Source organism: Pseudonocardia sp. DSM 110487, assembly GCF_019468565.1.
Taxonomy (GTDB): Bacteria; Actinomycetota; Actinomycetes; order Mycobacteriales; family Pseudonocardiaceae; genus Pseudonocardia.
The window spans coordinates 3,058,062-3,083,544 of record NZ_CP080521.1 but is presented as its reverse complement, the minus strand read 5'-3'; the positions used below and the strand labels follow the sequence as shown (position 1 = coordinate 3,083,544).

Genomic DNA, 25,483 nt, shown 5'->3' with positions numbered 1-25,483 from the left:
GGCGGTATTGAGACGCCGACGCTACCGCCCCGCGCGTCGTCCATGGCCGTGCGGTCGCCCGCGGTTCGGCTCCGGCGCGTCCCACGCCTGGGTGAGCCGGCTCCACGCGGACGGGGTGATGGCGTAGTTGGCCACCGAACTGCTGGCCAGCCGCGCGTGCAGCACCGGCGCGACGAGGAGTGCCGCGCTGAGCGCCGCGAGTGCGGCCATGGCCAGTGGGTCACGCGCGAGCGGGCTGAGCTCCTCGTGGCCGGCGCGGTAGTCGCCGGTGCGGGCGGCCGCCGCGCCGAGCTGACGAAGCAGCGCCCGACGCGGGCGGGCACCTTGGGCGGCGCCGGCCAGCGCGAGCAGGAGCTGATAGGTCCGCACCCCCGGGCGGGCCTGCGGACCGGGCCGGGGTGCACGGCCGGTGGCGACGTCGAGCAGGACGGCCACCAGGTCCAGCCCGGCTGCGGCGGCGTTGCCCGGTTCGACGAGCCGGGGGTTGACGTCGATGATGACCGGCCCGTCGGGACCGTCGATGACGTCGCACGAGAGCGCGCCGTGCCAGCCGAGTTCCGCGCCGATGAGTTCGAGGGCAGGCCGGACCGGGTCGACGGCGACGCTGGTCTTGTGGCTGGCGCCGCCGCCCGCGCCGGCCACGTCGCGGGTGTTGGCATGGGCCGCGAGCAGCCGGCCGGACTCGAATACCGCCTGCACCATGAGCAGCGGGCCTGGCACGGGCTGCTGGACGAGGACGCCGCCGAGCTCGTAGGCGTCCAGCGCCTGCATGGCCCGGCCGGCGTCGCGCAGCTGCGCTTCGGAGGTGACGTGGCGGACGCCGGTGCTCGCCGTCCCGATCGGGGCTTTGACGTAGACCGGGGGGACCGCGGTGAGCAACTCGTCAGGGGTACGGGCCACGATCGCGCCTGGCCTGGGCAGCCCGACCTCGGTGAGCAGCTCCTCGGCCGAGAGCTTGTCCTGCACGCGGCGCAACGCCGCGAACGGCGGCACCGCGGTGGCGACCCCTCGGCGGGTGATCTCGTCGACGATCAGGCTGAGCACGGTGACCTGCTCCTGAGTGGGCAGCAGCACGTCGTAGCGCCCCGTGTCGAGCACCGAGAGCGCGGCGTCCGCCCACGCCAGCGGGTCGAGCCCGAAGACGGGCACCCGGTGCCAACGGCGCACCGCTGTGGTCGCCCGCGCGAGGACGAGCGGCCCCGGAGCGAGCACCCCGACCTCGTGTCCGGCCCGTGCGAGCAGCGTCGCGCACTGGCGGGCGGTCAGTCCCGATCCGTCGGACAGCAGCACCTTCATCGGGGTCCCCTAAACTCTACGCTGTATATATACGCCGTAGACTAGCCTTGCCGCTATGCCACGTCCAGCCCGCATCGACCGCGCCGCGGTTCTCGACGCCACGCTCGCCCTCGCCGACGAGGAGGGGTTGGCGGCGGTGTCGATGCGCGCCGTCGCCGCCCGGCTCGGCGTCACCCCGATGGCGCTCTACCGCCACGTCGGGGACAAGAGCCAGCTCATGGACGGGCTCGTGGAACATCTACTCCTCGAGCTCCCCCTGCCCGAGCCCACGCTGCCGTGGCATGCGCGACTCGATGCTCTGGCCGCTGCGACGCGCGCCACTGCGCGCAAGCACCCGCGCGTCTTCCCGCTGCTGCTGCAACGGCCGGCCGCCACTCCGGGGGCCCTGCGCGCCCGCGACGCCGTCTACGGCGCGCTGCGCGATGCCGGCGTCGACGAATCGGCGATCCCGCGTGTCGAGCGGCTGGTGTCCACCTTCGTGCTCGGGTTCGCCTCCTCCGAGGCCACCGGCCGGTTCACCGCCACCCCCGAGCAGCTCGACGAGGACTTCCGGTGGGCAGGCAGCCAGATCCGCAAGATCCTCGCCCCCGGCGATTGACCTCGATCCGCGGGGCCGGTGGCGAAGCGATCTGCGCGGTCCGCACGCCGCGTTGCCGTACGCTGGACGGCAGGGGGAGGTGGCTCCGATGAGCGACGAGCGATTCGTGCCCGGAGCGCCCCGCCGGGCCCGTCGGCCGGAGCAGTAGCCGCACCGTCGCCCGCCCTTTCCTGCACGCCCCGGTATCCGGGTTCGCCACCACATGAGTCAGGAACAGCGCATTCCTTCGATCGATGCTCCACCGACGGCGCCCGCGTCGTCCACCGCCCATGCTCCGGAGGCCGATACGGATCTCCGCTGTGCCGCATGTCCACACGATCGGGACGCGCACGACCCGATCGGCACCAGGTTCTGCACGGCGACGATCGCCGGCGGTCTGAGCCGGGGATGCGTCTGCGTCGGCCTCGCCCCGGCGTCCACGCACCAGTCTCGTTGATCCTGAGCGAACGACGTTCGACCCGCCGCTGCCACCGCCGTCTCGACGGCTCGGCACACCGCGGCGCCCCGCACCTTCCGTCGACGTCACGAGCACCTGTGCCCACGACCATCCAGCGGCCCCCGGTACCGGCTCCCCGCCTGCCCGCCGACGCGTCGCGACCGGCGACGATCGGGATCCTCAGCACCTACCCGCCGACCCAGTGCGGCCTGGCGACGTTCAGCGCCGCCCTCACCGAGCAGCTGAACCGAGGGGCGGGCACCGCCGGTGTCGTCCGGATCGTCGATCGGGCCGAGCCGTATCCGGGGGCAGAGGTCGCGGCACACATGGTGAACGGCTCCCCCAGCAGCGCCGTCGACGCGGTGCGCCGCCTGAACGGGTTCGGGGCTGTCGTGGTCCAGCACGAGTACGGGATCTACGGCGGGGCCGACGGCTGCGACGTGATCGACATCGTGGCGGGCCTGACGGTACCGACGATCATCGTCCTGCACACCGTGCTGCAGGAGCCCACCTCGCGGCAACGCCGCATCCTGCGCTGGCTCGTCGAATCGGCCGACATCGTCGTGACCATGACCGAGACCGCGCGGCAGCGACTGGTGGCGAGCTACGGCGCCAACCCCGACGCGGTCGTCGTCATCCCGCACGGTGCCAACGACCACGGCCCGCTCGATCTCGAGGCGGCCAGGGCGGAACGGCTCGCGGCCGATCGGCCGCTCGTCCTCACCTGGGGGCTGCTGGGGCCGGGGAAGGGCATCGAGTGGGCGATCGACTCGCTGCCGGGCCTGCAGGATCTCCGACCGCACTACCTCGTCATCGGCAAGACGCACCCCAAGGTGGTCGAACGCGACGGCGAGGAGTACCGCCAGAGCCTGGCGTTGCGAGCGCACAACCGCGGCGTGGCCGACGTCGTGGAGCTCGACGACCGGTACCTCGAGGTGGGCGAGCTCGCCGATCTCGTGCAGCGCGCCGATGTCGTCCTCCTTCCGTACGACTCGCACGAGCAGGTGACCTCCGGGGTGCTCATCGAGGCGGTGGCGGCAGGCCGCCCCGTTGTCTCCACTGCCTTCCCGCACGCCGTCGAACTCCTTGGCGACGGGACCGGGCTGGTGGTGCCGCAGCGCGACGCCGCCGCGATGGAGGCGGCGCTGCGCCGGGCGCTGGGCGAACCAGGGCTCGCCGACGGGCTGGCGGAACGAGCCGCACGGAAGGCCCCGGACCTGCTGTGGGGCGCCGTCGCTGCCCGCTACCAGCAGATCGCGGAGTCCTTGGTCGCCGCACCGGTGTCCACGTCATGAGCGCGCCCACCGGCGCACGCGCCGCCCGCTACGACCACATCCCGTCCCCGCCCTTCACGCACCTGAGGCGGCTCACCGACGCCGGCGGTGTCTACGAGCACGCCCGCGGCACCACCCCGCGTCGCGAGCACGGCTACTGCCTCGACGACGTGGCGCGGGCGCTGGTGGTCGTCTGCCGCGAGAGCGGACCCGAGCACGACGACCTTCGCGAGCACTACCTGTCGTTCGTGCTCGCCGCACAGGCCGAGGACGGCCGGTTCCGCAACCGCCGGGGCACGGACCTGCGTTTCCGAGGCGCACCCTGTGTCGAGGACTGCTGGGGCCGGGCCCTCTGGGCACTCGGCGCGGCCGCAGAGGACCCGCGCGCACTCGCTGCGTTCGACCGCGGTGCGCGGTGGCGTTCGACGTCGCCACGCACCATGGCCTTCGCCGCGCTCGGCGCCGCGGAGGTGCTCTCCGTCCAACCGGCGCACGTCGGCGCGCTGGACCTGCTCGCCGCTGCCGCCATCGCGATCGGGAGACCCGCCCCCGGTGCGGAGTGGCCATGGCCTGAACCACGCCTGGCCTACGCGAACGCCGTGCTGCCCGAGGCACTGCTGGTGGCGGGCGCCGCGCTGGACGTGTCCACGATGATCGCCGACGGGCTGCGGCTACTCACCTGGTTGGTCGAGGTGCAGACCCGCCACGGCCACCTCTCGCTGGTTCCCGCGGCCGGCCGGGGGCCGTCCGACCGCGGGCCGGGTTACGACCAGCAGCCGATCGAGGCGGCCGCGCTCGCCGATGCCTGCGCGCGGGCGTACCGCATCACCGGACACCAGCGATGGCTCGACGGGATCTCCCGCGCCGCCGACTGGTTCCTCGGCGCCAACGACACCGCAAGGGCCCTCTATGACCCCGTCAGCGGAGGCGGTTGCGACGGCCTCGAGCGCTACGGACGCAACGAGAACCAGGGCGCGGAGTCCACCCTGGCACTGATGTCGACCCTGCAGCACGCTCGCGCACTCTTGACGTCGGACGGCATCGGATGAGGAAGACCGGGATGGTCTCGCGACTCGACGCCGCCCTGACCGCCGACCCGGCCCGTGTGCTGGCCCGGCTCTTCGTCCCCGGCCACGAGCTCGTGGGGGCGACGGAGTCCCGGGCCACCGGCGTGCTGGCGCGGATCCTCGCACTCGGAGAGGACGAGGTCCGCTCGACGCTGCGCGGCGTCCTCGACCGCTACCCGAGGCGGCATCGGGACCTGCGCAGCACGCTCGCCGCTCACTACGCGGAGATCGCCCACCGCGTGCCCGGCGACGACGCGTTGACCGAGGAGCGCCGCACCCTGATCGGCGCGTGGTTCACCCACGAGTACGCGATCGAAGCGGCCGCGCTGTTCAACCCGTCGATCGTGCCGCACCCCGACCAGTCCGACCTCCCGGCAGGCCACCTCCGGTTCGTCATGAGCTTGCGCGCGGTCGGCGAGGGCCACGTGTCGTCGGTGGAGTTCCGCACCGGGGTATTCGGTGACGGACACGAGCTGTTTCTCGACGACCCCGGCCCGCACGTCGAGACCGGCCGTCCCGGGCCGGCCGTCCACGACACGACGCTGTTCGCGGCGCTGCTCGCCGAGGACGGCTCCGACACGGAGAGCACGTCGTTCCTCGTCGGCAGCCTCCCCGCGCGATTCGGAGACGACGAGCTGGAGCGGGCCATCGAGGCGCTGGCGAGGCAGCAGGTCACCCGGCACGGCGGCGTCCGCACCGCGGAGCGGGCCCGGCGCATCGCCCGGTGCGGCTACGAGGTCGTGTTCTCGCCGCGGTCGGCGATCGCCGAGCGGGTGCTGTGGCCGCACGGCCCGTCGGAGGCACACGCCATGGAAGACGCTCGCTTCGTCCGCGTCGTCCTCGACGACGGCACCGCGACCTACCGAGCCACCTACACCGCGTTCGACGGTGACCACATCGCACCGCAGCTCATCGAGACCTCCGACTTCCAGCGATTCCGGATGTCGCAGCTCGCCGGGCCGGCCGCGAAGAACAAGGGGATGGCCCTGTTCCCCCGCACGGTCGGGGGACGCCATGTCGCCCTGTCCCGATGGGACCGCGAGACCAACGCGATCGCCACGTCCCTCGACGGCTTCGTGTGGGGGGAACCGCGCACGCTGCACGTCCCGAGCCGGGCGTGGGAGCTCACGCAGACGGGCAACTGCGGCTCGCCGGTCGAGACCGACGAGGGATGGCTGGTCCTGACGCACGGCGTCGGGCCGATGCGCGAGTACTCCATCGGCGCCCTGCTGCTCGACCTGGAGGATCCGAGCCGGGTGATCGGCGCGCTTCGCGAGCCGCTCATGCGCCCGCGGGACGACGAGCGCGACGGGTACGTGCCCAACGTCGTGTACTCCTGCGGCGCCCTCCTGCACGGCGACCGGCTCCTACTGCCGTACGGCGCGAGCGACGCATGCGTGCGGTTCGCCGTCGTCGACGTGCCGCTCCTCCTCGAGCAACTGGTCAACGACGGGCCACCAGCGACAGCGGGAGATCACGGCGCGTCCCGCTGAGCGGGTGGCGCTCGTCAGCGGCGGCCCACAGCTCGGGACGCCTGGGCCTCGGCGCTCTACAGCCGGAACATCTCGTCCGCGTCAGAGCCGTCACGCATCGTGTGCGCTCGGGCGGGATTCGGGACGGACAGGGCATCTCGATGCCGTCGACGCGGCGATCATTCAGCACCCGTAAGTGGGTGCAACGACGAGTTCACCCCGCCCGTCGCCGGTCAGTCTACCGCCGAATGACGCGGTCGGTAATGGCTTTGGGCGATCCGGCTCGATGGATCTATCGCACCTTCTCCGGGATGTGGTCGATGGCGTACAGCACGTGCACGGCGAGATCCGAGGCGACCTTCTCACTGAGCTTCGAGTTTTCCGTCAATGCATGAGCGACGAGCTGGAGACGCTGCTCGTAGAGCGAGATGTGGGTTCTGGTGCTGGTGTCCATGATTCACTCTTCCGTGAGGTGTCGGCGGTCGATATCTGGGCGGTCGGTATGTGGGCTGTACGGGTCAGGCGTCCGGGGCGCGGACCGGTCGGCTGCCGACGGCGTGCATGCGCACGGGTGCCCCGTCGAGCTCCCGCCGCTCCTGCGCCACCTCGTCGGCAGAGCCGGTGAGCAACAGCGCGTCGATGCCGTCGGCGTTGCCTCGATGGCCTGCCGCCATCAGCGTGCCGTGCGCGGCCTCCGGCGTGGCCTCGGGCGGTACGACCAGCAAGGTGACGCGGTGGCCTGCACTGAGGACGTCGATCGTGGCGGGATGTTGCGAGCGGTAGCCGGCGAGCCGGATGATGCGACCGCCAATTGTGATCTTGCGCGGTGCGGGGTCCCAGGCGTCGAGGTTGTAGCTCACGCTCTCGACCGGACCCAGCCCGACCGCGAGCCCGGCCAGCAGGGCCGGCAACTCGACCGGAAGGTCACGTGAATGGGGCCACCACCCACCGTCGACGAAACCCGTGGCCGGTTCGTGCGGCTTCAACTGAAGTCGGACGTTCTGGTGGTCGCCGATCGGAGAAACGCTCCGGATGATGGATACCGACGCCATGTCGGTGCTCCGTCCTCGGACGCGGACGCCCGGCATGGACTTTCGCCGAGGACGACATGAGCTCGAACGCCCGTGTGCTGACAGAACCCGACACTGCGAACGGTACACCTGATTACCTCGCCTGGGTGTTCTCGGCGATGTCGCTCGCGCTCCTCGCGGAGAGGAACTCGACGAGCTCATTCGCACTGCGTCGTTCGGGAACGCAGGCCCTCCAGGATGATGTCGAGGCCTTCGTCGAGCTCCCGTTCGCCGTCGTATGCGGCGAGCTCACCGGCCAGCGCGCGCAACCACGGGAATTCGCGGGCAGGCAGCCGGTGGAGGCCCAGCCGCAGCAGGTGGTCTCTCTCGTCCGGGTCGTGCACGCGCTCCTGCAGCTCGTTGAGCACGTGTCCGTAGAGGAAACCGACGTAGAGCCGGTAGGCGTGCAGCGCGCCGCATCCGTCGAATCCGGCTTCGACGAACAGGTCCAACAGGGCCTCGAGCGGGCGCAACGTGCCGAGCGGGCGCATGGCCAGCGGGGTGGCCAGCGGCCGGGTCACCATCAGCGGCACGACATGCGGGTGGGCGAGGGCGAGCGCGCGGAAGGCGTGCGCGGCGCGGCGTAGCGCCTCTTCCCAGTCGCCGCTCTCGGGCATCGCGGGAACCGGCAGCTCGGCCAGCGCGAACTCGACGACCCCGTCTATCAGGTCGTCCTTGCTGGGCGCATGGCGATACAGCCGCATCGGATCACGGCCGAGCGACTTGCCGAGCCGCCGCATGGACAGCGCCTCGACCCCGTCGGCATCGACCAGCGCCAACGCCGCGCTGAGTACGTCGGCGCGGGACAGCCCGGTGCGTCGCCTGACCCGTCGCCCGACTGTCGTGCTGTCGAGCGCTGTGCCGCGGTCGGCGTCACCGTCCACCTCACTCACCTCCGTGCTCGCCATCGTGTGTTGCCCCACCATCGGCAGAAGATCTGCCTGCTAGACCGTAGAGTCTACATCGTAGCGCTACATCGTAGTTCCAACCGTAGCGCTACAGCTGACGATCCCCGGGTAACCCATTGATGGACGCCCCGGGACGCCCGCGGACGTCACGCCGCAGGGCTTCCCCAGCCACCCAGACGGCTGCTGCACATCCGACAACAGAGGAGAATCCGAAATGACGACGTTGACCCCCGCGTCCGCCGCCCGCGGCGGCGCACCGCCCACAAGCGATTCACGGCGCGGCGGCGCAAAACCCGTCCTCGCCGGTCAACGCCCGCCCGGCGAGAGGGTGCTCGTCTACACCTTCACCCTGATCCCGACGTTCGCCCTGCTCGCGGCCATACCGCTGGCCTGGGGCTGGGCGCTGAGCTGGACCGACATCGGCCTCGCCGTGGGCTTCTACCTCCTGTCCGCCTTCGGCGTCACCGTCGGCTTCCACCGCCACCTCACCCACCGGGCGTTCAAGGCGAACCGAGGTCTACGGAGCGGACTGGCGGTCGCGGGCAGCATGGCCATGCAGGGCGACGTCATCACCTGGGTCGCCGACCACCGCCGCCACCACGCCTTCTCCGACAAGGAAGGCGACCCGCACTCCCCGTGGCTCTTCGGCACCACTCCCGCCGCGCTGGCCAAGGGCTTCTTCCACGCCCACTTCGGCTGGCTGTTCGGCAAGGACCGCACGAACGCAGAGCGCTTCACCCCCGACCTGCTCGCCGACCGCGACATCGCCCGGATCAGCCGGCTGTTCCCGCTGTTGACCGCGATCAGCCTGCTCGCGCCCGCCCTGCTCGGTGGCCTGATCACCATGTCGTTCTGGGGCGCCGTCACGGCGTTCTTCTGGGCCGGGCTGGTCCGCGTGGCCGTGCTGCACCACGTCACCTGGTCGATCAACTCGATCTGCCACATGGTCGGCGAGCGCCCCTTCGCCGCGCAGGGCAAGGCGACCAACTTCTGGCCGCTGGCGCTGCTGTCCCTCGGCGAGTCGTGGCACAACCTGCACCACGCCGACCCCACCTGCGCCCGCCACGGCGTGCGACCCGGTCAGATCGACTTGTCCGCCCGCCTGATCTGGGCGTTCGAGAAGCTGGGCTGGGCCCGCGACGTGCGCTGGCCCACCCCCACCCGCCTCGCGAAGCTAGACGTCACGAGCTGACTCAACCACCGGTCGCGACAGCTCGACGCGCCCGTCGTCGTCCTCACGGTGGCGACGACGGGCTGATCGTCTCAGTCCGCGGGTTGACGGACCGCGCTGCGCGACCCGAGCCGGCCGAACGAGTAGCGACTTCGGGTGGCCGGCCCACCCCACGCCCATCCCGCGCTCCCGCCGCCCACCGATCGGCGCTGTACGGCGGACGGCTCGCCGTCTAGGCGCGACCCCCGGTGCCCGCTTTCACGCGTAGTGCAGTTCCGGGTGGGCGTATCGACGATGTCGCGCTTCCCCGGACCAACCGGAACCCCACCTGCTGGTGGCACTGTCTTGCGGGGGCGAGATCCCGCTGCCCACAGGCGCCGGGTCTCGACCGGAGACAACCGGTCGAGACCCGATGTCCGGGAAAGCAGAAGGTGCCTGGTCCGGCGCCACTCACCCCTGCCCCCCGGTGCGAACGAACACCGATGCGCGGGGACACATCCCGCCGGGAGACCACAGATGAGCCACTCCATCGCGGACCGAGTCGAATTCGCTCACCGGGCATGGCCAGCGCACCCGCGCCAGTTGGCTGCGATTCACGCCGATACCGCGGATCGGGGCCCCGTTCGGATCAAATCGGGACCGGCTGCGGCCCGCGTCCATGACATTCGGGGCGCCCACGCGGTGGGCTGATGCCATCCTGTCCGGCGGAGACCGGCAGTCCGACAGCACGTCACGGATCTGTGCGGAATGACGGTGCTCAGCGATCCCGCTGCCCGGACGCGAGAGCCACGCCGACGCAGACGCAGCCGCGGTGCAGCCCGCGGGCGCTCGTTGCCGAGCAGAATCTCGTTCCGATCGCGTCGTGGGCATCCCGGTCGTGGGGGCAAGCGGCACAGGCGCGATCGGCCCGTCCTCCGGTGGATGGGACGGCTGCTGGTGGGGCGTCGATCATGGGCATGTTCTGTTCCTGACTCGTCTGGTGGTGGCGGATCCCGGCGGGCGCTTGTCTCATGGCCTCACCGCGCCGAAGCGCGCAACGGCGCCCGACCGCGTCGTTGGCCCGCCGTCCGCGGAAGATCTGCTCGTGCAGCCAGCTTGCCGGATCACCTGGGCCAGCTCGGCGAAAACGCCGGCCGATCGCCGGTTCACGTCGAGCATCACCGGAGGAATGGGCGGCTCCATTCGGGATCCCCTCGTTGCACCTCATGGCGACCGGGGTCTCGGGCGGAGCCACATCGCGAGAACCGCGACTACTGCCCAATGTAGCGGACCGCGAGCGCGCCCACGCTCGTAATGCCCGGGCGGTGCACGACGGCTGTCGGGCGGTCACGGCTCCTTGAGGAACCCGGCGTCGACCGCGAACTCAGATCCGGTCGTGCTGGCCGAACGCGGCGAGACGAGCAGCGCGACCACGTCAGCGATCTCCTGCGGATCGACGAGCCGGCCGGTGGCCAGGCCCATCATCTCCGGGCCGACTCTGTTCAGCACGCTGTCCCTGTCCGTTCCCGCCTTCGCGGCGATGATGTCCGCAGCGCCGCCCTCATCGGTCCACCACGGGGCGAGCACCGGCCCCGGGGACACCGAGTTCACGCGGCGGCGACGCGGACACCTGGTGTCGCAGCCGGGATTCGGCGACAGGCGGCAGGTCAGGTCCATCGATCTGATCGACAGCCGACCCGACGAATGCCGCGTAGCCGACGATGTCGCCCACGCAACCGGCTCAGTCGACGAGTCCGCAGCGTCCGGTCCTGCGCCGCCTGTCTCGAGCACATGGGCTGGGCCGCCAGTGGGTACGCCACCCGCGAGCACGATGAGGGAGACGCGATGGCGACCACCGAAAGACCCCCGCCAGCGCCTTCTCCAGGCGACCCGGCCGCTACCGCTCGACCACCGCGCTCCCGGCCGGCCCGAGACGACCGAACCCGGTCCGATCCACCGGACGACATCCGAGCGTCCGTCCCCAGGACCCTCCGGATCAGCGCGGCCCTGAGCTGGCGGCTGCTCGTCGTCGTCGCCGCGCTGGCCGTGATCGGCACAGTGGTGGCCTACCTGGCGGCGATCGTCGTCCCCGTCGCGATCGCCCTGCTCCTCGCCGCGCTGCTGTCACCCGCCGTCGGCCGGCTCACCCGGCACCACGTACCCCGGGCCCTGGCGACCGCACTGGTGATGGTGGGCGGCCTCGCCGGACTCGGCGGCGTGCTCACGTTCGTGATCATCACCTTCATCCGCGGTCTTCCCGAGCTGGGCAACCAGCTCTCCACCAGCGTCGACACCATCGTGACCTGGCTGACCACGGGTCCACTGCAGCTCAGCGAGCAACAGTTGCGCGGCGCCCAGGACGAGGTGCTCGCGACGCTGAGCGCCAACCAGTCGTCCATCACCGTCGGGGCGCTCACCACCGCGGCGACGATCGGGCAGATGGTCACCGAGCTCCTGCTCGTGGTGTTCACCCTCATCTTCTTCCTGCACAGCGGGCGAGGCATCTGGGAGTTCCTCCTGAGTGCGGCGCCAGCAGAAGTCCGCACCCGGGTGGACGTGGCCGGACGTCGCAGCCTGGCCGCGCTCGTGAGCTACATCCGCGCAACCGCGGTCGTCGCGGTCGTCGACGCCGTCGCCATCGGGATCGGGCTGGCCGTGCTCCGCATCCCGCTCGCCGTCCCGCTCGCAGCGCTCGTCTTCCTCGGCGCATTCGTGCCGATTATCGGTGCCGTGGTCACCGGCGGGGTCGCCGTACTCATCGCCCTCGTCGCCCATGGCCCGGTATCGGCCTTGATCGTGCTGGCCATCATCGTCGGGATCATGCAGCTCGAGGGCCACATCCTGCAGCCCCTGCTGCTCGGCCGGGCCGTGAAGCTCCACCCACTCGCCGTGATCCTCGCCATCGCGGCAGGGCTGCTCACCGCCGGCATCGCCGGGGCGCTGCTCGCCGTGCCGCTGCTCGCCGTGCTGAACTCCGCGATCCGCTCGCTGCGCAGCGACGCCGACCGGCACACCCGTCCACAAGACGTGCACACCAGCGAACCCGAAGCCACCGGCCCCGACGAACCCGACGTGGACCGGCAAGCGACGCTCACCGGCTGACAAGCCTCCGGCACCCAGCACTGAAGCGGCGGAGCCGGGCGAGCCGATCTGGCTGGCGTCCGGGACCGGACCCGACGCGGACCGGCGGAGAGGACAATCCGCAGCATGGCTCAGAGTGGTGGCGCACCGCAGGTCGACCGAGCGCTCGCAGCCGTCGTCGGGGCGATCAATGACATGAGTGAGATCCAGGACGACGGTCCGGGTGTCGTACTCACCTTGGGTGGCTTGATCGTCAGCGGGTCGGTCATCCCGGACTGGCAGTGGTTCGATGAGGTGGAGCACACGGCCCGGGCCGCCTTCGTCGTTCACACCGGCGGTTCGATCGACGACGAGCACGGTGGTTGGGCAAGCCTGTTCGAGGGCGTCGCGGAGTCACTCGTGCAGGCTCGTGACGAGCATCGGGCTGCCCGGGAGGCAACTGAACACCTCCCCGACCGTTACACGCGCCTCATCGCCCAAGAGGACCGCAACACCTACATCCACTTGCGCGAAGCTCGCGTGATTGCTCCCGGTGTCAGTCCGCTGCCGGTTGCGGGGATGTACTGGCGCGGCCGGATGTCGGAGGTCTCGGGATGGTCCTTCGGCCATCTCGGCGGCGAGCCCTCGGCGGCGACGGCCCAGAACAACGTGTGAAGACAGGTCGGCCGGCCAGGTGATCAGTGGATACGCGCGCTGCGGTATTTCCGGCACTCGGAGCGAACGGATGGGAGTAGGGTGCGGTGACTGGCGGCACATCGAGCGCCGACGTCCACGTCGGAGTCGTCGCCAGCGCAGGCAGCCGGTTCGAGACCGGAGGCGGGAGCGCCGACGTGTTGTCGGTTCTCGGGAATTCTCTGCACAAAGCGGTTCTCCGCATCACGTCCGCGCACGACGACCTGCGGCTGGTGTTTCCACGCTCGCCGACCGCCGATGGACTCCCGGACGGCGGTTGGTGGCCGCGGAGCCGGGATCCGGCGACGGAGCTGCCGGCGCTCGTCGCCGCTGTCACCGACCGGCTGGACCCGGTGCGCCGGATCACACTGAACGCCGCGGCATGGGACGGTCGGCCCCAGATGATCATGGGCATCGAGGGTCGGGAAGTTCGGCTCGACTGGTTCGGTGAGCGGGACGCACACACGATCAGCTTGATCGGCTCACGCCGCTCGCGACTCGACCTGATGATGATTCCCTCTGACACCGCCACGATTCTTGCGCTCGCCTGTCTCGCGATCGCAGCCGGTGCTCCGACACCACACCAACCGGTTCCGCGGCCAGCCGAGCCAGATCCGGTCAATCGCTAGGAACCGACGGCGGGAGCGTCGAAATCGACACAGCGCCGGTCGGACAGTCGCTCATCGCGCAGGCGATGCTGGACGTGTCGAATCGCCCATGGACCGTGAGGTCGTCAGCCGGCGTCGTTCATCCCACGCCAGAACATCCAAACCACAGCATCGGAGTCACATGGAACCGAGGAAGCTCCAGGACACCCCCGACACCGGCATGGAGATCGTCGTGACGGGGCGCAACATCGATGCGCCCGACCGGTATCGCGCGCACATCGCTCACAGACTGGCCCGTCTCGGGCGCTACAGCAGCCACGTCGTCCACTTCGACGTCGTGATCGACCACGAGAAGAACCCGCGCCGGCCCAAGACGAGCCACCGGGTCGAGATCACCGGCAGCGGACGAGGCCCGACGATGCGCGCCGAAGCGTACGGCCCCGACGTCTCCGCCGCTCTCGAGCTCGCGGCCGGCAAACTCGAGGAGCGGCTCCGCCGGACTCACGACCGTCGTCTGGTGCACCACGGCCAGCACAACCCCACATCGGTTGCCGCCGCGACCGCCGCACTCGCCAGCATCCACACCACCGACCCGTCCGACTAGCCGGAGTTGCGGCCGTCAACAGGTCTGATGACCCCTGACGGCCGCGTAGCGCTCGATGAGCTGCTGCGTAGTGCTCGTGCACGACGCGGGTCATCCGGGCGAGCGGTGTCCATGGGCGGCACGACCAGGGCCGATCTGCGCGCAGATACTGACCTGGTCGCCGTCGGCCGTGCGGAACTCCTCCACGAGCCGCAGCCCGCCGTCGTGCTGCTCGATGCGGCTCTCCGCGGCGCCACTCACGATCACACCGGTGGCCGCGACGACGTGCGTGAACTGGATCGAGATCCGCCGGTCCGCACGCGTGCCGACGAAGCGGCCGATGCGTACCGTGTCGCCCTCGTACTCGCCCCAGATCATCCCGTCGCGCTCGTGGTAGTCGAAGATCGTGGGCGATGCCGGATCGACCTCGCTCGCCGTTGACGACACCATCGCGAATCGAAGCCCGTCGAGGTCGAGGTCGGAGCCGGACCTGATGGCAGCCATACCGAGATCGTGCCCGGCACAGCCACCGATCGCGATCAGTAGGGGCGAAGATGATCTCTCGCTACCCGCCGAAGAGCTTCTGGCCCTGCTGGATGACGGTGATGACGGATAGCACCCCGAACAGCAGGATGGACCAGACCATGGCGGCGATCCGGTAGGACCGGATCTTCAGCGGCGCGGGCAACGTCCGCCGGTTGAGAACCAGCAGCAGGATCGAGTAGATGAACATCATCCCGCCGCCGACGCAAGCCGAGATGACGAGTAGGACGAGCGGCTGGTCGAGGCCGGCCAGCAGCACGAGGATCCCGATCCCCACCAGGCCCCACACCAGCCCGAAATAGAGCTTGCTCTCGCTGATCGTGGACTTGCGCAGGTATGAGGTCTTGAGCTGGTCGGCCGCGAGCCTGCTGGTGTAGTCGACGATGCCCATCGCAGCCGCGAAGAGGGAGAAGGCGCCGATGACGAGGAAGAGCGCGCCGAACCACGGACCGACCGTTTCACCGAGCACCTGAGCCTCGATGTCGAGGAAACCGATGCCGTTGGGGAGGTCCTCGCGTCCGAAGACGGTGGACGAGGCGAGCATCGACATGAACGCAATCGTGAAGATCGTGATCACCGGGACGGTGAGCATCTGCTCCCAGTTGGCGAACCGCCACCAGCGGCGCCAACGGGAGAGGTTCGCCTCGGTGGGCTCGAACACGAAACCGGTCGACGGGGCCGCCTCCTCGTGCCCGGTGATCGGACTCACCAGCCGCGGGATGTGGGCGCCCATGCCGAATCCCTTGTCGCGGATCCAGTTGCTCTGGCACAGGTTCTGACCACCACCGGCTCCGGCGAAGACGACCGCTCCGAGCACGAGTGCCCACCCGAGCTCCCCGGCCGGTACCTGGCCGAAGCTCGTGACCGCGGACGGCAGGCTCTGCCAGGTGGCGGCGGTGATGGCGAAGACGGCCGCGATGACGACGAACACCACGATCGCCGCGACCTTGAGGAAGATGACGCGCTCGACCATGACGTAGACCACCGGCGCCAGCGTCAGCGAGGCGCCGATCACGAGCAGCATGCCGATCGCGATGAGGTTGGCGTCGCCGCCGCCGAAGAGGTAGGTGAACAAGGTCGCCGAGCTCGTCGCCCAGCCCGGCCACAGGTTCGCGAAGTAGGTCATCACGACGAAGACGAGGCCCCAGTGCCGCCACATCCGGCTGAAGCCGGTGAGCGCGGTCTCGCCGGTGGCGAGCGTGTAGCGCTCGATCTCCATGTTGATGAACCACTGGGTCAGCACCCCGATCGCCGCGCCCCAGAGGAACACCAGGCCGATCTGCGAGGCGATGTAGGGCCAGAGGATGAACTCACCGGAAGCCAGCCCGATGCCGGCGCCGACGACGCCGGGGCCGATGATCTTCCACGTCTGCACCGGCGGCTCGGGCATGTCCCGGACCGTGACCGCGGGAAGGTGTTTGCTGGGAAGCGCGAAGCCGGTCTGATCAGCACTCGGGCTCGTTGGTATTGCCATCGGTACATGCCCTTCCTCGCAGGTCGGGTCCGCGGGGCAGCAGAAGTGATCCGCAACGCCCGGTGACGCCGTGAGCAGTCAACGGTGCCGGCGTCGGGCCGTCAACTCCGGTGATCGCGATGGCACGGCCAAGATCGAGCAACGCCTGCCGAGGAAGTGCGAGCCGTGACGAGACGGCTTTGAGTGGGGTCGGACCGACCGGGGCATACTCGATGTGGGTCCATGTCCTCGCTCACGAGGATCTGGATCAAGGGGCGGCCCGGAGAGTTTGGTCTCCGAGGTCGCCCCGCCTCCCCCAGGATGCCGGGTTCCACGACTCGGTCTGGACCTCAACTTAGCTTCAGGTTGTACCGTCACGGGTAGGCGGCGGGTCTCCACGGATCCGCAGCACCCGGTCGGTCGAGACCCCGCCGGCAAGTCGATTCACGAGACCCGCTCCTGGGCCGGCTGCCACCACGCGGCCGCCGTCGCCAGGTTCGCAGTGCGAGCGTGGGTTCATCGCCTCGAACGACCGCACATCCCGGCCGGATGCCAACGTGGCACTACCCAACTCTTGGGAGCCGGCATGGAGCCGCATCCGAACCACGCAGCGATCGACAAGACCCGGGCCGGGCGGCGCGAGTGGTGGGGACTCGCGGTGTTGGCACTCCCGATGCTGCTGGTGTCGATGGACCTGACCGTGCTGCACCTGGCGGTGCCGAGCCTGAGCGCCGACCTGATGCCGAGCAGCTCACAGCTGCTGTGGATCGTCGACATCTACGGCTTCATGATCGCCGGGTTCCTGATCACGATGGGCACACTGGGCGACCGCGTCGGCCGCCGCCGGCTGCTGCTCATCGGTGCCGCCGCGTTCGGCGTCGCGTCGGTTCTCGCGGCGTTCTCGACGAGCGCTGAGATGCTGATCGCCGCGCGCGCACTGCTCGGCGTCGCCGGCGCGACGCTTGCGCCGTCGACCCTCGCGCTGATCCGGAACATGTTCCACCATCCCGAGCAGCGCACCGTGGCGATCTCGATCTGGTTCACCAGCTTCCTGGCCGGCGCGGCGCTCGGCCCGCTGGTGGGCGGTGCGCTGCTGGAGTTCTTCTGGTGGGGCTCGGCGTTCCTGATCGGTGTACCGGTCATGGTGTTGCTGCTGGTGGCCGGGCCGATCCTGCTGCCCGAGTACCGCGACCGCCACGCCGGCCGGTTGGACCTGCCCAGCGCAGCGCTGGTGCTGGCCGCCGTGCTGGGCGTGATCTACGGGCTCAAGGAGATCGCCGCCGACGGCCTCGGCTTGCTCCCCGCCCTGGCGATCGCCGCCGGGCTGGTCGCCGGCGTCGCGTTCGCCCGACGGCAGCGCACGCTCGCCGACCCGTTGATCGACCTGCGGCTGTTCGCGGCGCGCACGTTCAGCGTCTCGCTCGGGGCACTCACCCTCGGCGCGATCGTCATGGGCGGGGTGAGCTACCTCGTCGCGCAGTACCTGCAGCTGGTCCTGGGGCTCTCACCGTTGCACGCGGGCCTGTGGATGCTGCCCCCGCTGGGGGTGGGGATCCTGGCGATGCTGCTCGCGCCGCTGGTCGTGCGCCGGGTTCGTCCGGGCTTCGTGATGGCCGCAGGCCTGGCGCTGGCAGCGCTCGGCTTCGCGGTGGTGAGCCGGGCCGACGCCGCGTCCGGGCTCACGGCGGTCGTGGCCGGGCTGACGATCGTCTTCGCCGGGCTGATGCCGGTCTCGGCGTTGGGCGTGGATGTCGTCCTGGGCTCGGCCCCGCCGGAGCGGGCGGGAGCGGCGTCGGCCGTGTCGGAGACCACCCAGGAGCTCGGGCTGGCGTTGGGCATCGCCCTGCTCGGCAGCATCGGCGTCGCGGTCTACCGCGGCCAGATGCTCGACGTGGTCGCCGAGGGCGTCACCCCCGAGGCCGCCGAGGCGGCCCGCGACACCCTCGGCGGTGCCACCGGGGTGGCCGACCAGCTGCCGCCGGGGCTGCTCGTCACCGCCGGGAACGCGTTCACCGACGGTCTCCAGCTGGCAGCCGCCGTGTCCGCGGTGGCGCTCGCGGGCGTTGCCGTCGTCGCCGCGATCGTGCTGCGCCGGGCGGGCGCCGGTCCGGACATCGCGCACTCCGATCCGAGCACGGCGAGCGAGCAGGTGGGTCAGCGATGAGCATGGAGATGGTCGCGTGGCACTCGATGTACCGGGCCGCGAACGATCACCAGGAGCAACGCCCGTTCTCGATGGCCACATTGCGTCGGATCGCGGCGTTCGCACGACCGCATCGCTGCCGCATGGCCGCGTTCCTGGTGGTCAGCGTCGTCGGGGCGGTCCTCGCGGTCGCCATCCCCGTGCTGGCGGGCCGGGTCGTCGACGCGATCGTGCACGGCGGCCCGCTCGGTGCGGTGGTCGGGCTCGCGGTGCTGATCGCGGCCATTGCGGTCGCCGAGGCCGGCGTCGGGATCGTCCAGCGCTGGTTCTCATCCCACCTCGGCGAGGGCCTCATCCTCGACCTGCGCGCCGCGGTGTTCGACCACGTACAACGCCAGCCGATCGCGTTCTTCACCCGCACCCGCACCGGCGCGCTCGTCAGCAGGCTCAACAACGACGTCATCGGCGCGCAGCGCGCGTTCAGCGACACCCTGTCCGGGGTGGTCGGGAACGTCGTCACGCTGGCACTCACCCTGGTCGTGATGCTCAGCCTGTCCTGGCAGGTCACGCTGCTCGCGCTGGTGTTGCTACCGGTGTTCGTCCTGCCGGCGCGGCGGATGGGCCGACGGCTCGCGAGCATGCAACGCGAGGCGGCCGACCACGACGCCGCGATGGGCACGCAGATGACCGAGCGGTTCTCCGCGCCCGGCGCCACGCTGATCAAGCTGTTCGGGCGACCCGACGACGAGACCCGCGAGTTCGTCGCCCGCGCCGCGCGGGTGCGCGACATCGGGATCCGCACCGCCATGGTGCAGTGGATCTTCGTCTCGGCGCTCACCCTCGTCTCCGCGCTCGCGCTCGCCCTGGTCTACGGCCTGGGCGGCTACTTCGCGCTGAACGGCGGCCTGGCCGCCGGCGACGTGGTCGCGCTGGCGCTGCTGCTCACCCGCCTCTACGCCCCGCTCACCGCACTGGCCAGCGCCCGGGTCGAGGTGATGAGCGCACTGGTCAGCTTCGAGCGGGTGTTCGAGGTGCTCGACCTGCCACCGCTGATCGCCGAGCCGGCCACCCCGCTGCCGCTGCCCGCGGGTCCGCTGTCGGTGGAGCTCGACGCCGTCGGCTTCGGCTACCCGGCAGCGGACAAGGTTTCACTGGCGTCGCTGGAGGAGGTCGCTCAGCTCGACGCCCGCGGCGGCGACGAGGTCCTGCACGACGTGACGTTCCGGGCAGAGCCCGGGCAGCTGATCGCACTCGTCGGATCCTCCGGTGCAGGCAAGTCGACCATCGCGCAACTTCTTCCGCGCCTCTACGACGTCGACGCCGGGGCGATCCGCATCGGCGAGGTCGACGTGTGCCGACTGTCGTTCGACACGATCCGCGCCACCCTCGGCCTGGTCACCCAGGACGGGCACCTGTTCCACGAGTCGATCCGGTCCAACCTGCTGCTGGCCCGGCCCGAGGCCGACGAGCCGCAGCTGTGGGACGTGCTGCGCCGCGCCCGGCTCGCCGACATGATCGCGTCGCTTCCCGACGGCCTGGAGACGGTCGTCGGCGAGCGCGGCTACCGGCTCTCCGGTGGCGAGCGGCAGCGGCTCGCGATCGCCCGGATGCTGCTCGCCCGGCCTCGGGTCGTCGTGCTCGACGAGGCCACCGCGCACCTGGACTCCACCTCCGAGGTGGCCGTGCAGGAAGCCCTCACCGAGGCGCTGGTCGGGCGCACCTCGATCGTGATCGCACACCGGCTCTCCACGATCCGCGCGGCCGATCAGATCCTGGTGCTGGAGGCGGGCCGGATCGTCGAGCGCGGCACGCACACGGAGCTGCTCGCCCGCGGCGGCCGCTACGCGGAGCTGCACCACACCCAGTTCGACCAGCCGTCCGGTGCGCCGGCACGCGAGATCGAAGTGGTCGGCTGATGCGAAGCGGGTCCTGACCAGCAAGCCACTGGGTCACCGCCCGCGGCGCGCAGGCCCCTACTGACTCTCAGGCCCGGGTCAGTCGTTACGCCGATCGTGGCGACCCAAACGTCCAATACGCCGCAGCCATCCCGCGCGTAGGTTCATCGTGGAGACAAACCACGAGCAGAGATGAATCAGCCATGGCCGGTGAACCATCGTTCTTCGAGATCGGCGTCCCGGACGCCACACGTGCGCGCACCTTCTATTCTCACGTCTTCGACTGGGCCTTCCACGCATGGCCTGATAGCGACATGTCCTGGATCGAGACACCGGGCGCCCGCGGTGGGATCCACGACGACGATCCCGAGCACAGGATCGAGATCTACTTCGCGGTACCCGACATCGAGGCCGCCATCGCCCGGGTCCGCCAGGCCGGTGGTCAGGCCGACGACCCGGGCCCGGAAGCTGAGGGATTCGGCCGGTTCACCGCGTGTCGCGACGACCAAGGCGTCCGCTTCGGCCTCCACCAGCCGGCAGCTCACTGACCCCGGCTCGGCCCCGGTACTCGACTTCAGTGCGACCCTCCGGCGTCTCTGCGAACCGATCTTGGCACTCGACGTCCACGGACGATCTCCACGATCGTGCTCGGACCTGCGCCGACGAGTAGCGTCAGCCCTCATGGTCGACAAGAATCTCAGCGAGCAAGCCCGCGAGGCCGTCCTCAAGGCGATCATCAAGTCAGCTCCGAACGTGGGAAACAGCCCGGCAGGAATTCGCGACCTCGCCGAGGCGTACGCCCTTCTCGAGCGAGACCTGCACCCCGTCGCCGGCGTAGTGAAGAGCAGGACCTAGAACAGTTGATCCATGGCCATCGGAGGCCGAAGGCAACGACGGTCCATGCCAACACGCAAGCATGTGAGTCGGCCGCCAGTATCTGCGATGACCGCTCGATTGCGGGGCGCTGTGGACAGAACACTCAGGAGTCGCGGGCTCGACCTCGCCGTACCGACTTGGGCGTATTACGTCGCGGAGGTCGGGAATGTGCACGCCACGGTGATTCATACTTCTGAAGGAGGCGCAGGCCGCTGTTGCGGTCGAGCGCGCCGATGGCGATGACCGTCGCGAAAATAATCGCCCCGAAAAACGTGATCATCGCTGCCGTTCCTTCCTGGCGCAGCTCGGGATCGGACGAGGCGCCGACGCCGTCCGAAGTCGACACCGCCTACCGGCCGCGGGTGTTGCGCGGTCGATGACGGCGCGTCACAACGGACCGGATGAGGCGATCGAGGGCCGACGATTGTCGGCGCTCCCCCTTCTCGGTCCCGAGGATGATCGAATCTACCGACACAGAACTCCGACGCAGATCCGGAGGCCGCAGCTGAAAGTCCCGTGCCATACCAGCCTACTCCGGTTCCACGGTGCCAGGGGGCGCGCCGATCGTCACGTTTGGCAGTCTCTCGGAGTTGATGGCTGCAACGCCTCCGGTCGCGGAACCGTGCAACAGGCGTTCCACGTCCGTTCTGAGCCGGATGAACTCTCGCCGCCGCGCGGGTGCCGATCTGGTCGCGGGCGACGAGCAGCACCGTCATGAACTCCCCGGTGCCGTCAGCCGGCGTCGCCGATGCTCCACGGGTCGGTGCGGCGCGTGGACACCGTGACCTCCATGCGGTCCCCGAGCGCCGCGTGCACCACGCCGGCCGCCTGCGCACACCATGGCCACTCCGACGCCCAGTGCGCCACGTCCACGAGCGCGGGGGTCGCGCGGCCGACCGTGCCGGCGAGGAGGTGCTCGGACGCGGGGTGGTGGCGCAGGTCCGCGGTGACGTAGGCGTCGACGCCGGCGCGGGTGGCCGCATCCAGCGCGGAGTCGCCCGCGCCGCCGCAGACCGCGACCGAGTGGATCGGCCGGTCCGGGTCACCGGCCGCGCGCACGCCCCACGCCGTCTCGGGAAGCGCCGCGCGCACCCGCGCCGCGAACGCCGACAGCGGCTCGGGCCCGGGCAGCGTGCCGATCCGGCCCAGGCCGCGCGACGACGCCAGGTCGGCGAGCTCGAACACGTCGAACGCAGGCTCCTCGTAGGGGTGCGTGGCCCGGAGCGCCGCGACCACCGCCTCCCGGCGCGCACGGGGCAGCACCATCTCCAGCTTCGTCTCGGCCACCCGCTCCAGCTTGCCGACGGTCCCGATCGCCGGGTTCGCGCCTTCCAGCGGCTTGAACTGGCCGGTGCCGGCGGTCGCGAACGAGCAGTGGCTGTAGTCGCCGATCCGGCCCGCGCCCGCCGCCGACATCGCCTCGTGCACCGCGGTGATCACCGGCCCGGTCGGGATGAACGTCACGATCTTGTCGAGCGGCTCGGACGGCTCGCTGACCAGCGGGCCGCTGACGTCCAGCCCGATCGCGGCGGCGAGCGCGTCGGACACGCCGGGGTCGGCCGAGTCGGCGTTGGTGTGCGCGGTGAAGAGCGCGGTGCCGCCCCGGATGAGCCGGTGCAGCAGGGCGCCCTTGGGCGTGTCGGCACCCACCCCGTGCACGCCATGAAGCAGCAGCGGGTGGTGGGTGACCAGCAGCTGGTGGCGGCCGACCGCCTCGTCGACGGTCTCCGGCACCGGGTCCACCGCGAAGAGCACGGAGTCGACCGGCTCGGCCGGATCGCCGCAGACGAGCCCGACGGCGTCCCACTCCGCCGCGAGCGCGGGCGGGTAGGCGGCCTCCAGCGCGGCGATGACGTCGCCGACGGTCGCGGTCACGCCGCCACCGCCGCGAGCGCCTCGGTCAACGCCGTCACCAGGCGCGTGACCTGGGTCGCGGGACGCACGGCGACCCGAATGTGGTCCGGCCCGAGCCCGGGGAACGTGTCACCGCGCCGGACCGCGATCGCGGCCGCGCGCAGCGCCGCGCGTACCCGCTCGCCCTGCCCGTCCGGCAGCCGCAGCAGCAGGTAGGGCGCGGTGCCGGGCAGCACCGTGACGCCCGGGACGTCCGCCAGCCGCTCGGCCTGCTCGGCCCGCGCATCGGCCAGCCGCTCCGCCGCGTTGCGGGACTCCTCCACCGCCGACGGCATCGAGCACCCGATCACGGCCTCCAGCGCGAGCGTCGAGACGGGCCAGGGCGGGCGCGGCGCGGCCAGCCGTGCGAGCAGCTCCGGATCGCCCAGCGCGTACCCGGCGCGCAGGCCTGCGAGCGCCCATGTCTTCGTGAGGCTGCGGAAGACCAGCAGCCCTGGCACGTCGGCGGCGCCCGCGAGGGACTCGGGCTCGCCAGGGATCGCGTCGGCGAACGCCTCGTCGACGAGCAGCACGCGCTCCGGGGCGGCGAGCGCGCGGACGTCCGCGGCCGGGTGCAGGACGCCCGTGGGGTTGGTCGGGTTGCCGATCACGACGAGGTCGGCCTCGGCGGGTACGGCGTCGGGGTGCAGCCGGTGGCCGTCGGCCTCGTCGGTGAGCACGTGGACGACCTCGACCCCGGCGGCCCGCAGCGCCGCCTCAGGCTCGGTGAACCCCGGGTGCACGACGGCGGCCAGTCGCGGCCGCAGCGCAGGGAGCAGCGCGAACCCCTCTGCGCTCCCCGCGAGGACGAGCACCTCCTCCGGCCGGCGCGAGTGCCGCCGCGCCACCGCCTCCCGCGCCAGCAGGTCATGGGAGGCGGCCGGGTAACGCCCGATCCCGTCGAGCGCGACGACGAGCCGATCCCGCAACCACGGCGGCGGCCCACTCCCCTGAACGTTGACGGCGAAGTCCAGCAACCCCGGGCCGGCATCGACGTCCCCGTGATGCCGCAAGGACGCAAGATCCATGGCGGGAAGGGTACGGCGGCGCCGAAAGCGGGTTTCGCCGCCACTTCACACACCCCGTGCGGACTTCACATGAGGCGGGCCTTGTGTGAGGTGCGAGCTGGGTGTGTGAAGTCGTGGCGGACCACGTCCGGGAGACTGCAAGCGTGACCGACCACCGCTTGTCCATCGTGTTCGTCTGCACCGGCAACATCTGCCGGTCGCCGATCGCGGAGAAGGTGTTCGTCCACGAGGTGGAGCGGGCGGGTCTCACCGATGCCGTGCACGTGTCGAGCGCGGGCACGGGCAACTGGCACGTCGGGTCGCCCGCCGACGAGCGGGCGGAGGCCGTGCTGCTGGCCGCCGGCTACAAGTTCGCGCACGTCGCACGGCAGGTGGACGCGGAGCAGCTCGGAGCGGACCTCATCATCGCGCTCGACCGCTCGCACGAGCGGGCGCTGCGGTCGCTGGTGCCCGAGCCGGACCGGGTGCGGCTGCTCCGCTCGTTCGACCCCGACGCGCCGAAAGGCGCCGAGGTGCCCGACCCGTACTACGGCGACGACGAGGGCTTCACCACCGTGTTGGAGATGATCAGGGCCGCGATGCCGGGGATGATCCAGTGGGTGCGCGAGAACAGGTGATGGGCGTCCCCGTGCTCGAGCGGGTGCCGCTCGGGGGTGGGGCCGCGCGGGTCGGGCTCGCCGACGGGCGGACCGTCGTCGTCAAGGACGGGGACGGGCAGGCCATCGCGGCCGAGGCGGCGGGGCTGCGCTGGCTGGGTGAGGCGGGCGGGGCGCCGGTGCCCGCCGTGCTCGAGGTGACCGGCGGGCGCCTGGTCACCGAGCTGGTCGAGAGCGGCGCCCCCGGCGCTCGGGCGGCCGAGGAACTGGGGCGCGCGCTCGCCCGGACCCACGCCGCCGGTGCGCCCGCGTTCGGCGCCGCGCCACCCGGCGGTCCGGCGGACGCCCGCATCGGCGCCGCCCCGATGCGCAACGAGCCCGCCCATGGCTGGCCCGAGTGGTACGCGGCCGACCGGCTCATGCCCTACCTGCGCACCGCCCGCGACGCGGGCAGCCTCACCGGCGATGCCGCGTGGATCATCGAGTCGGTGGCCGATCGGCTGCCCGCGCTCGCGGGGCGCGAGGAACCACCGGCGCGGCTGCACGGCGACCTGTGGTCGGGGAACGTGCTGTGGTCGGCAGAGGGTGCCGTGCTCATCGACCCGGCGGCGCACGGCGGGCACCGGGAGAGCGACCTCGCGATGCTCGCCCTGTTCGGCTGCCCGCACCTGCACACCGTGCTCGCCGCGTACGACGAGGCCGCGCCGCTCGCGGCCGGATGGCGCGACCGCGTCCCACTGCACCAGCTCTTCCCGCTGCTCGTGCACGTGGTGCTGTTCGGGGCCGGCTACGCCGCGCAAGCGATCTCCGCGGCTCGGGCGGCACTGCGCGCGGCCTGACC

27 protein-coding genes are annotated in these 25,483 nt (G+C 71.1%); 17 read left to right on the top strand and 10 right to left on the bottom strand.

The annotated features are described in order from the left end of the window. Positions 1–21 precede the first annotated feature (21 nt). Positions 22–1,296: an ATP-grasp domain-containing protein gene (locus K1T35_RS14245; RefSeq protein WP_220260640.1), complete on the bottom strand. Its 1,275-nt coding sequence runs from the start codon at positions 1,294–1,296 to the stop codon at positions 22–24. Positions 1,297–1,351: 55 nt separating this feature from the next. On the opposite strand from K1T35_RS14245, the gene K1T35_RS14240 reads away from it, so the two are divergent. From K1T35_RS14240 to K1T35_RS14220, 5 genes are all read left to right on the top strand, one after another. Next, positions 1,352–1,894, top strand: coding sequence for a TetR/AcrR family transcriptional regulator (locus K1T35_RS14240; RefSeq protein WP_220260639.1), 543 nt, complete (start codon positions 1,352–1,354; stop codon positions 1,892–1,894). A 202-nt stretch (positions 1,895–2,096) separates the two neighbouring features. Next, positions 2,097–2,330 carry an RGCVC family protein gene (locus K1T35_RS14235; protein ID WP_220260638.1) on the top strand — a complete coding sequence of 78 codons (234 nt, stop codon included), beginning with the start codon at positions 2,097–2,099 and terminating at the stop codon, positions 2,328–2,330. A 98-nt stretch (positions 2,331–2,428) separates the two neighbouring features. After that, positions 2,429–3,625, top strand: a complete 1,197-nt coding sequence (locus K1T35_RS14230; RefSeq protein ID WP_220260637.1) for a glycosyltransferase — start codon at positions 2,429–2,431, stop codon at positions 3,623–3,625. After that, positions 3,622–4,653, top strand: coding sequence for a hypothetical protein (locus K1T35_RS14225; protein WP_220260636.1), 1,032 nt, complete (start codon positions 3,622–3,624; stop codon positions 4,651–4,653). Before K1T35_RS14230 ends, K1T35_RS14225 begins: the two co-directional genes overlap by 4 nt. 11 nt (positions 4,654–4,664) lie before the next feature. Continuing rightward, positions 4,665–6,164: a glycoside hydrolase family 130 protein gene (locus K1T35_RS14220; RefSeq protein WP_220260635.1), complete on the top strand. Its 1,500-nt coding sequence runs from the start codon at positions 4,665–4,667 to the stop codon at positions 6,162–6,164. Between the two features lie 271 nt (positions 6,165–6,435). Here K1T35_RS14220 and K1T35_RS14215 read toward each other — a convergent pair whose 3' ends face one another. The 3 genes from K1T35_RS14215 to K1T35_RS14205 all read right to left on the bottom strand — a co-directional run bounded on the left by K1T35_RS14215 (position 6,436) and on the right by K1T35_RS14205 (position 8,097). Continuing rightward, entirely contained in the window at positions 6,436–6,597 is a 162-nt protein-coding gene (locus K1T35_RS14215) for a DUF6307 family protein (RefSeq protein ID WP_255621879.1), read from the bottom strand. Between the two features lie 64 nt (positions 6,598–6,661). After that, the gene (locus K1T35_RS14210) at positions 6,662–7,195 is read right to left on the bottom strand and encodes a DUF5994 family protein (protein WP_220260634.1); all 534 of its coding nucleotides are present in this window, start codon (positions 7,193–7,195) and stop codon (positions 6,662–6,664) included. A gap of 176 nt (positions 7,196–7,371) precedes the next feature. After that, positions 7,372–8,097: a TetR/AcrR family transcriptional regulator C-terminal domain-containing protein gene (locus tag K1T35_RS14205; RefSeq protein ID WP_255621878.1), complete on the bottom strand. Its 726-nt coding sequence runs from the start codon at positions 8,095–8,097 to the stop codon at positions 7,372–7,374. Positions 8,098–8,335: 238 nt separating this feature from the next. Here K1T35_RS14205 and K1T35_RS14200 point away from each other — a divergent pair, with 238 nt between their 5' ends. After that, on the top strand, positions 8,336–9,313 hold the full coding sequence (locus K1T35_RS14200; RefSeq protein WP_220260633.1) for an acyl-CoA desaturase: 978 nt from the start codon (positions 8,336–8,338) through the stop codon (positions 9,311–9,313). Between the two features lie 736 nt (positions 9,314–10,049). On the opposite strand, the gene K1T35_RS14195 is transcribed toward K1T35_RS14200, so the two are convergent. Then, on the bottom strand, positions 10,050–10,244 hold the full coding sequence (locus tag K1T35_RS14195; protein ID WP_220262594.1) for an RGCVC family protein: 195 nt from the start codon (positions 10,242–10,244) through the stop codon (positions 10,050–10,052). 374 nt (positions 10,245–10,618) lie between these two features. Beyond that, on the bottom strand, positions 10,619–10,948 hold the full coding sequence (locus K1T35_RS14190) for an SDR family oxidoreductase (protein ID WP_220262593.1): 330 nt from the start codon (positions 10,946–10,948) through the stop codon (positions 10,619–10,621). 168 nt (positions 10,949–11,116) lie between these two features. Between K1T35_RS14190 and K1T35_RS14185 the strand changes: the two genes are divergently transcribed. The 4 genes from K1T35_RS14185 to hpf all read left to right on the top strand — a co-directional run bounded on the left by K1T35_RS14185 (position 11,117) and on the right by hpf (position 14,236). Beyond that, on the top strand, positions 11,117–12,373 hold the full coding sequence (locus K1T35_RS14185) for an AI-2E family transporter (RefSeq protein ID WP_220260632.1): 1,257 nt from the start codon (positions 11,117–11,119) through the stop codon (positions 12,371–12,373). A 174-nt stretch (positions 12,374–12,547) separates the two neighbouring features. Next, positions 12,548–13,006 (top strand): hypothetical protein, encoded by a 459-nt coding sequence (locus K1T35_RS14180; RefSeq protein ID WP_220260631.1) that lies wholly within the window; start codon positions 12,548–12,550, stop codon positions 13,004–13,006. 179 nt (positions 13,007–13,185) lie between these two features. After that, the gene (locus tag K1T35_RS14175; RefSeq protein ID WP_220260630.1) at positions 13,186–13,653 is read left to right on the top strand and encodes a DUF5994 family protein; all 468 of its coding nucleotides are present in this window, start codon (positions 13,186–13,188) and stop codon (positions 13,651–13,653) included. Between the two features lie 88 nt (positions 13,654–13,741). Continuing rightward, entirely contained in the window at positions 13,742–14,236 is a 495-nt protein-coding gene (hpf, locus tag K1T35_RS14170; RefSeq protein WP_220260629.1) for a ribosome hibernation-promoting factor, HPF/YfiA family, read from the top strand. A 90-nt stretch (positions 14,237–14,326) separates the two neighbouring features. Here the strand turns inward: hpf and K1T35_RS14165 are convergent, their stop codons facing one another. Further along, positions 14,327–14,719 carry a hypothetical protein gene (locus tag K1T35_RS14165; RefSeq protein ID WP_220260628.1) on the bottom strand — a complete coding sequence of 131 codons (393 nt, stop codon included), beginning with the start codon at positions 14,717–14,719 and terminating at the stop codon, positions 14,327–14,329. A 61-nt stretch (positions 14,720–14,780) separates the two neighbouring features. Beyond that, complete coding sequence (locus K1T35_RS14160; protein ID WP_255621877.1) at positions 14,781–16,148, bottom strand: Nramp family divalent metal transporter; 1,368 nt, start codon at positions 16,146–16,148, stop codon at positions 14,781–14,783. Positions 16,149–16,797: 649 nt separating this feature from the next. Between K1T35_RS14160 and K1T35_RS14155 the strand changes: the two genes are divergently transcribed. The 5 genes from K1T35_RS14155 (at position 16,798) to K1T35_RS14135 (ending at position 21,505) form a co-directional block, all read left to right on the top strand. After that, positions 16,798–18,375 (top strand): MFS transporter, encoded by a 1,578-nt coding sequence (locus K1T35_RS14155; RefSeq protein WP_220260626.1) that lies wholly within the window; start codon positions 16,798–16,800, stop codon positions 18,373–18,375. Between the two features lie 26 nt (positions 18,376–18,401). Beyond that, positions 18,402–20,270 (top strand): ABC transporter ATP-binding protein, encoded by a 1,869-nt coding sequence (locus K1T35_RS14150; protein WP_255622587.1) that lies wholly within the window; start codon positions 18,402–18,404, stop codon positions 20,268–20,270. 182 nt (positions 20,271–20,452) lie between these two features. After that, positions 20,453–20,797 (top strand): VOC family protein, encoded by a 345-nt coding sequence (locus K1T35_RS14145; RefSeq protein WP_220260625.1) that lies wholly within the window; start codon positions 20,453–20,455, stop codon positions 20,795–20,797. Positions 20,798–20,930: 133 nt separating this feature from the next. Next, entirely contained in the window at positions 20,931–21,104 is a 174-nt protein-coding gene (locus tag K1T35_RS14140; protein ID WP_220260624.1) for a hypothetical protein, read from the top strand. Positions 21,105–21,358: 254 nt separating this feature from the next. Beyond that, complete coding sequence (locus K1T35_RS14135) at positions 21,359–21,505, top strand: hypothetical protein (RefSeq protein WP_220260623.1); 147 nt, start codon at positions 21,359–21,361, stop codon at positions 21,503–21,505. Between the two features lie 352 nt (positions 21,506–21,857). Here the strand turns inward: K1T35_RS14135 and K1T35_RS14130 are convergent, their stop codons facing one another. Together K1T35_RS14130 and cobC are read right to left on the bottom strand one after the other, a co-directional pair. Further along, a complete protein-coding gene (locus K1T35_RS14130) occupies positions 21,858–23,000 on the bottom strand; it encodes a Nif3-like dinuclear metal center hexameric protein (protein ID WP_220260622.1) in 1,143 nt (380 codons plus the stop codon). Beyond that, positions 22,997–24,046: an Rv2231c family pyridoxal phosphate-dependent protein CobC gene (gene cobC, locus K1T35_RS14125; RefSeq protein ID WP_220260621.1), complete on the bottom strand. Its 1,050-nt coding sequence runs from the start codon at positions 24,044–24,046 to the stop codon at positions 22,997–22,999. The genes K1T35_RS14130 and cobC overlap by 4 nt, the downstream gene beginning before the upstream one ends. Before the next feature lie 143 nt (positions 24,047–24,189). Between cobC and K1T35_RS14120 the strand changes: the two genes are divergently transcribed. Both K1T35_RS14120 and K1T35_RS14115 read left to right on the top strand, forming a co-directional pair. Next, the gene (locus K1T35_RS14120; RefSeq protein ID WP_220260620.1) at positions 24,190–24,663 is read left to right on the top strand and encodes a low molecular weight protein-tyrosine-phosphatase; all 474 of its coding nucleotides are present in this window, start codon (positions 24,190–24,192) and stop codon (positions 24,661–24,663) included. Continuing rightward, a complete protein-coding gene (locus K1T35_RS14115) occupies positions 24,663–25,481 on the top strand; it encodes a fructosamine kinase family protein (RefSeq protein ID WP_220260619.1) in 819 nt (272 codons plus the stop codon). The genes K1T35_RS14120 and K1T35_RS14115 overlap by 1 nt, the downstream gene beginning before the upstream one ends. The last annotated feature ends 2 nt before the right edge of the window (positions 25,482–25,483 follow it).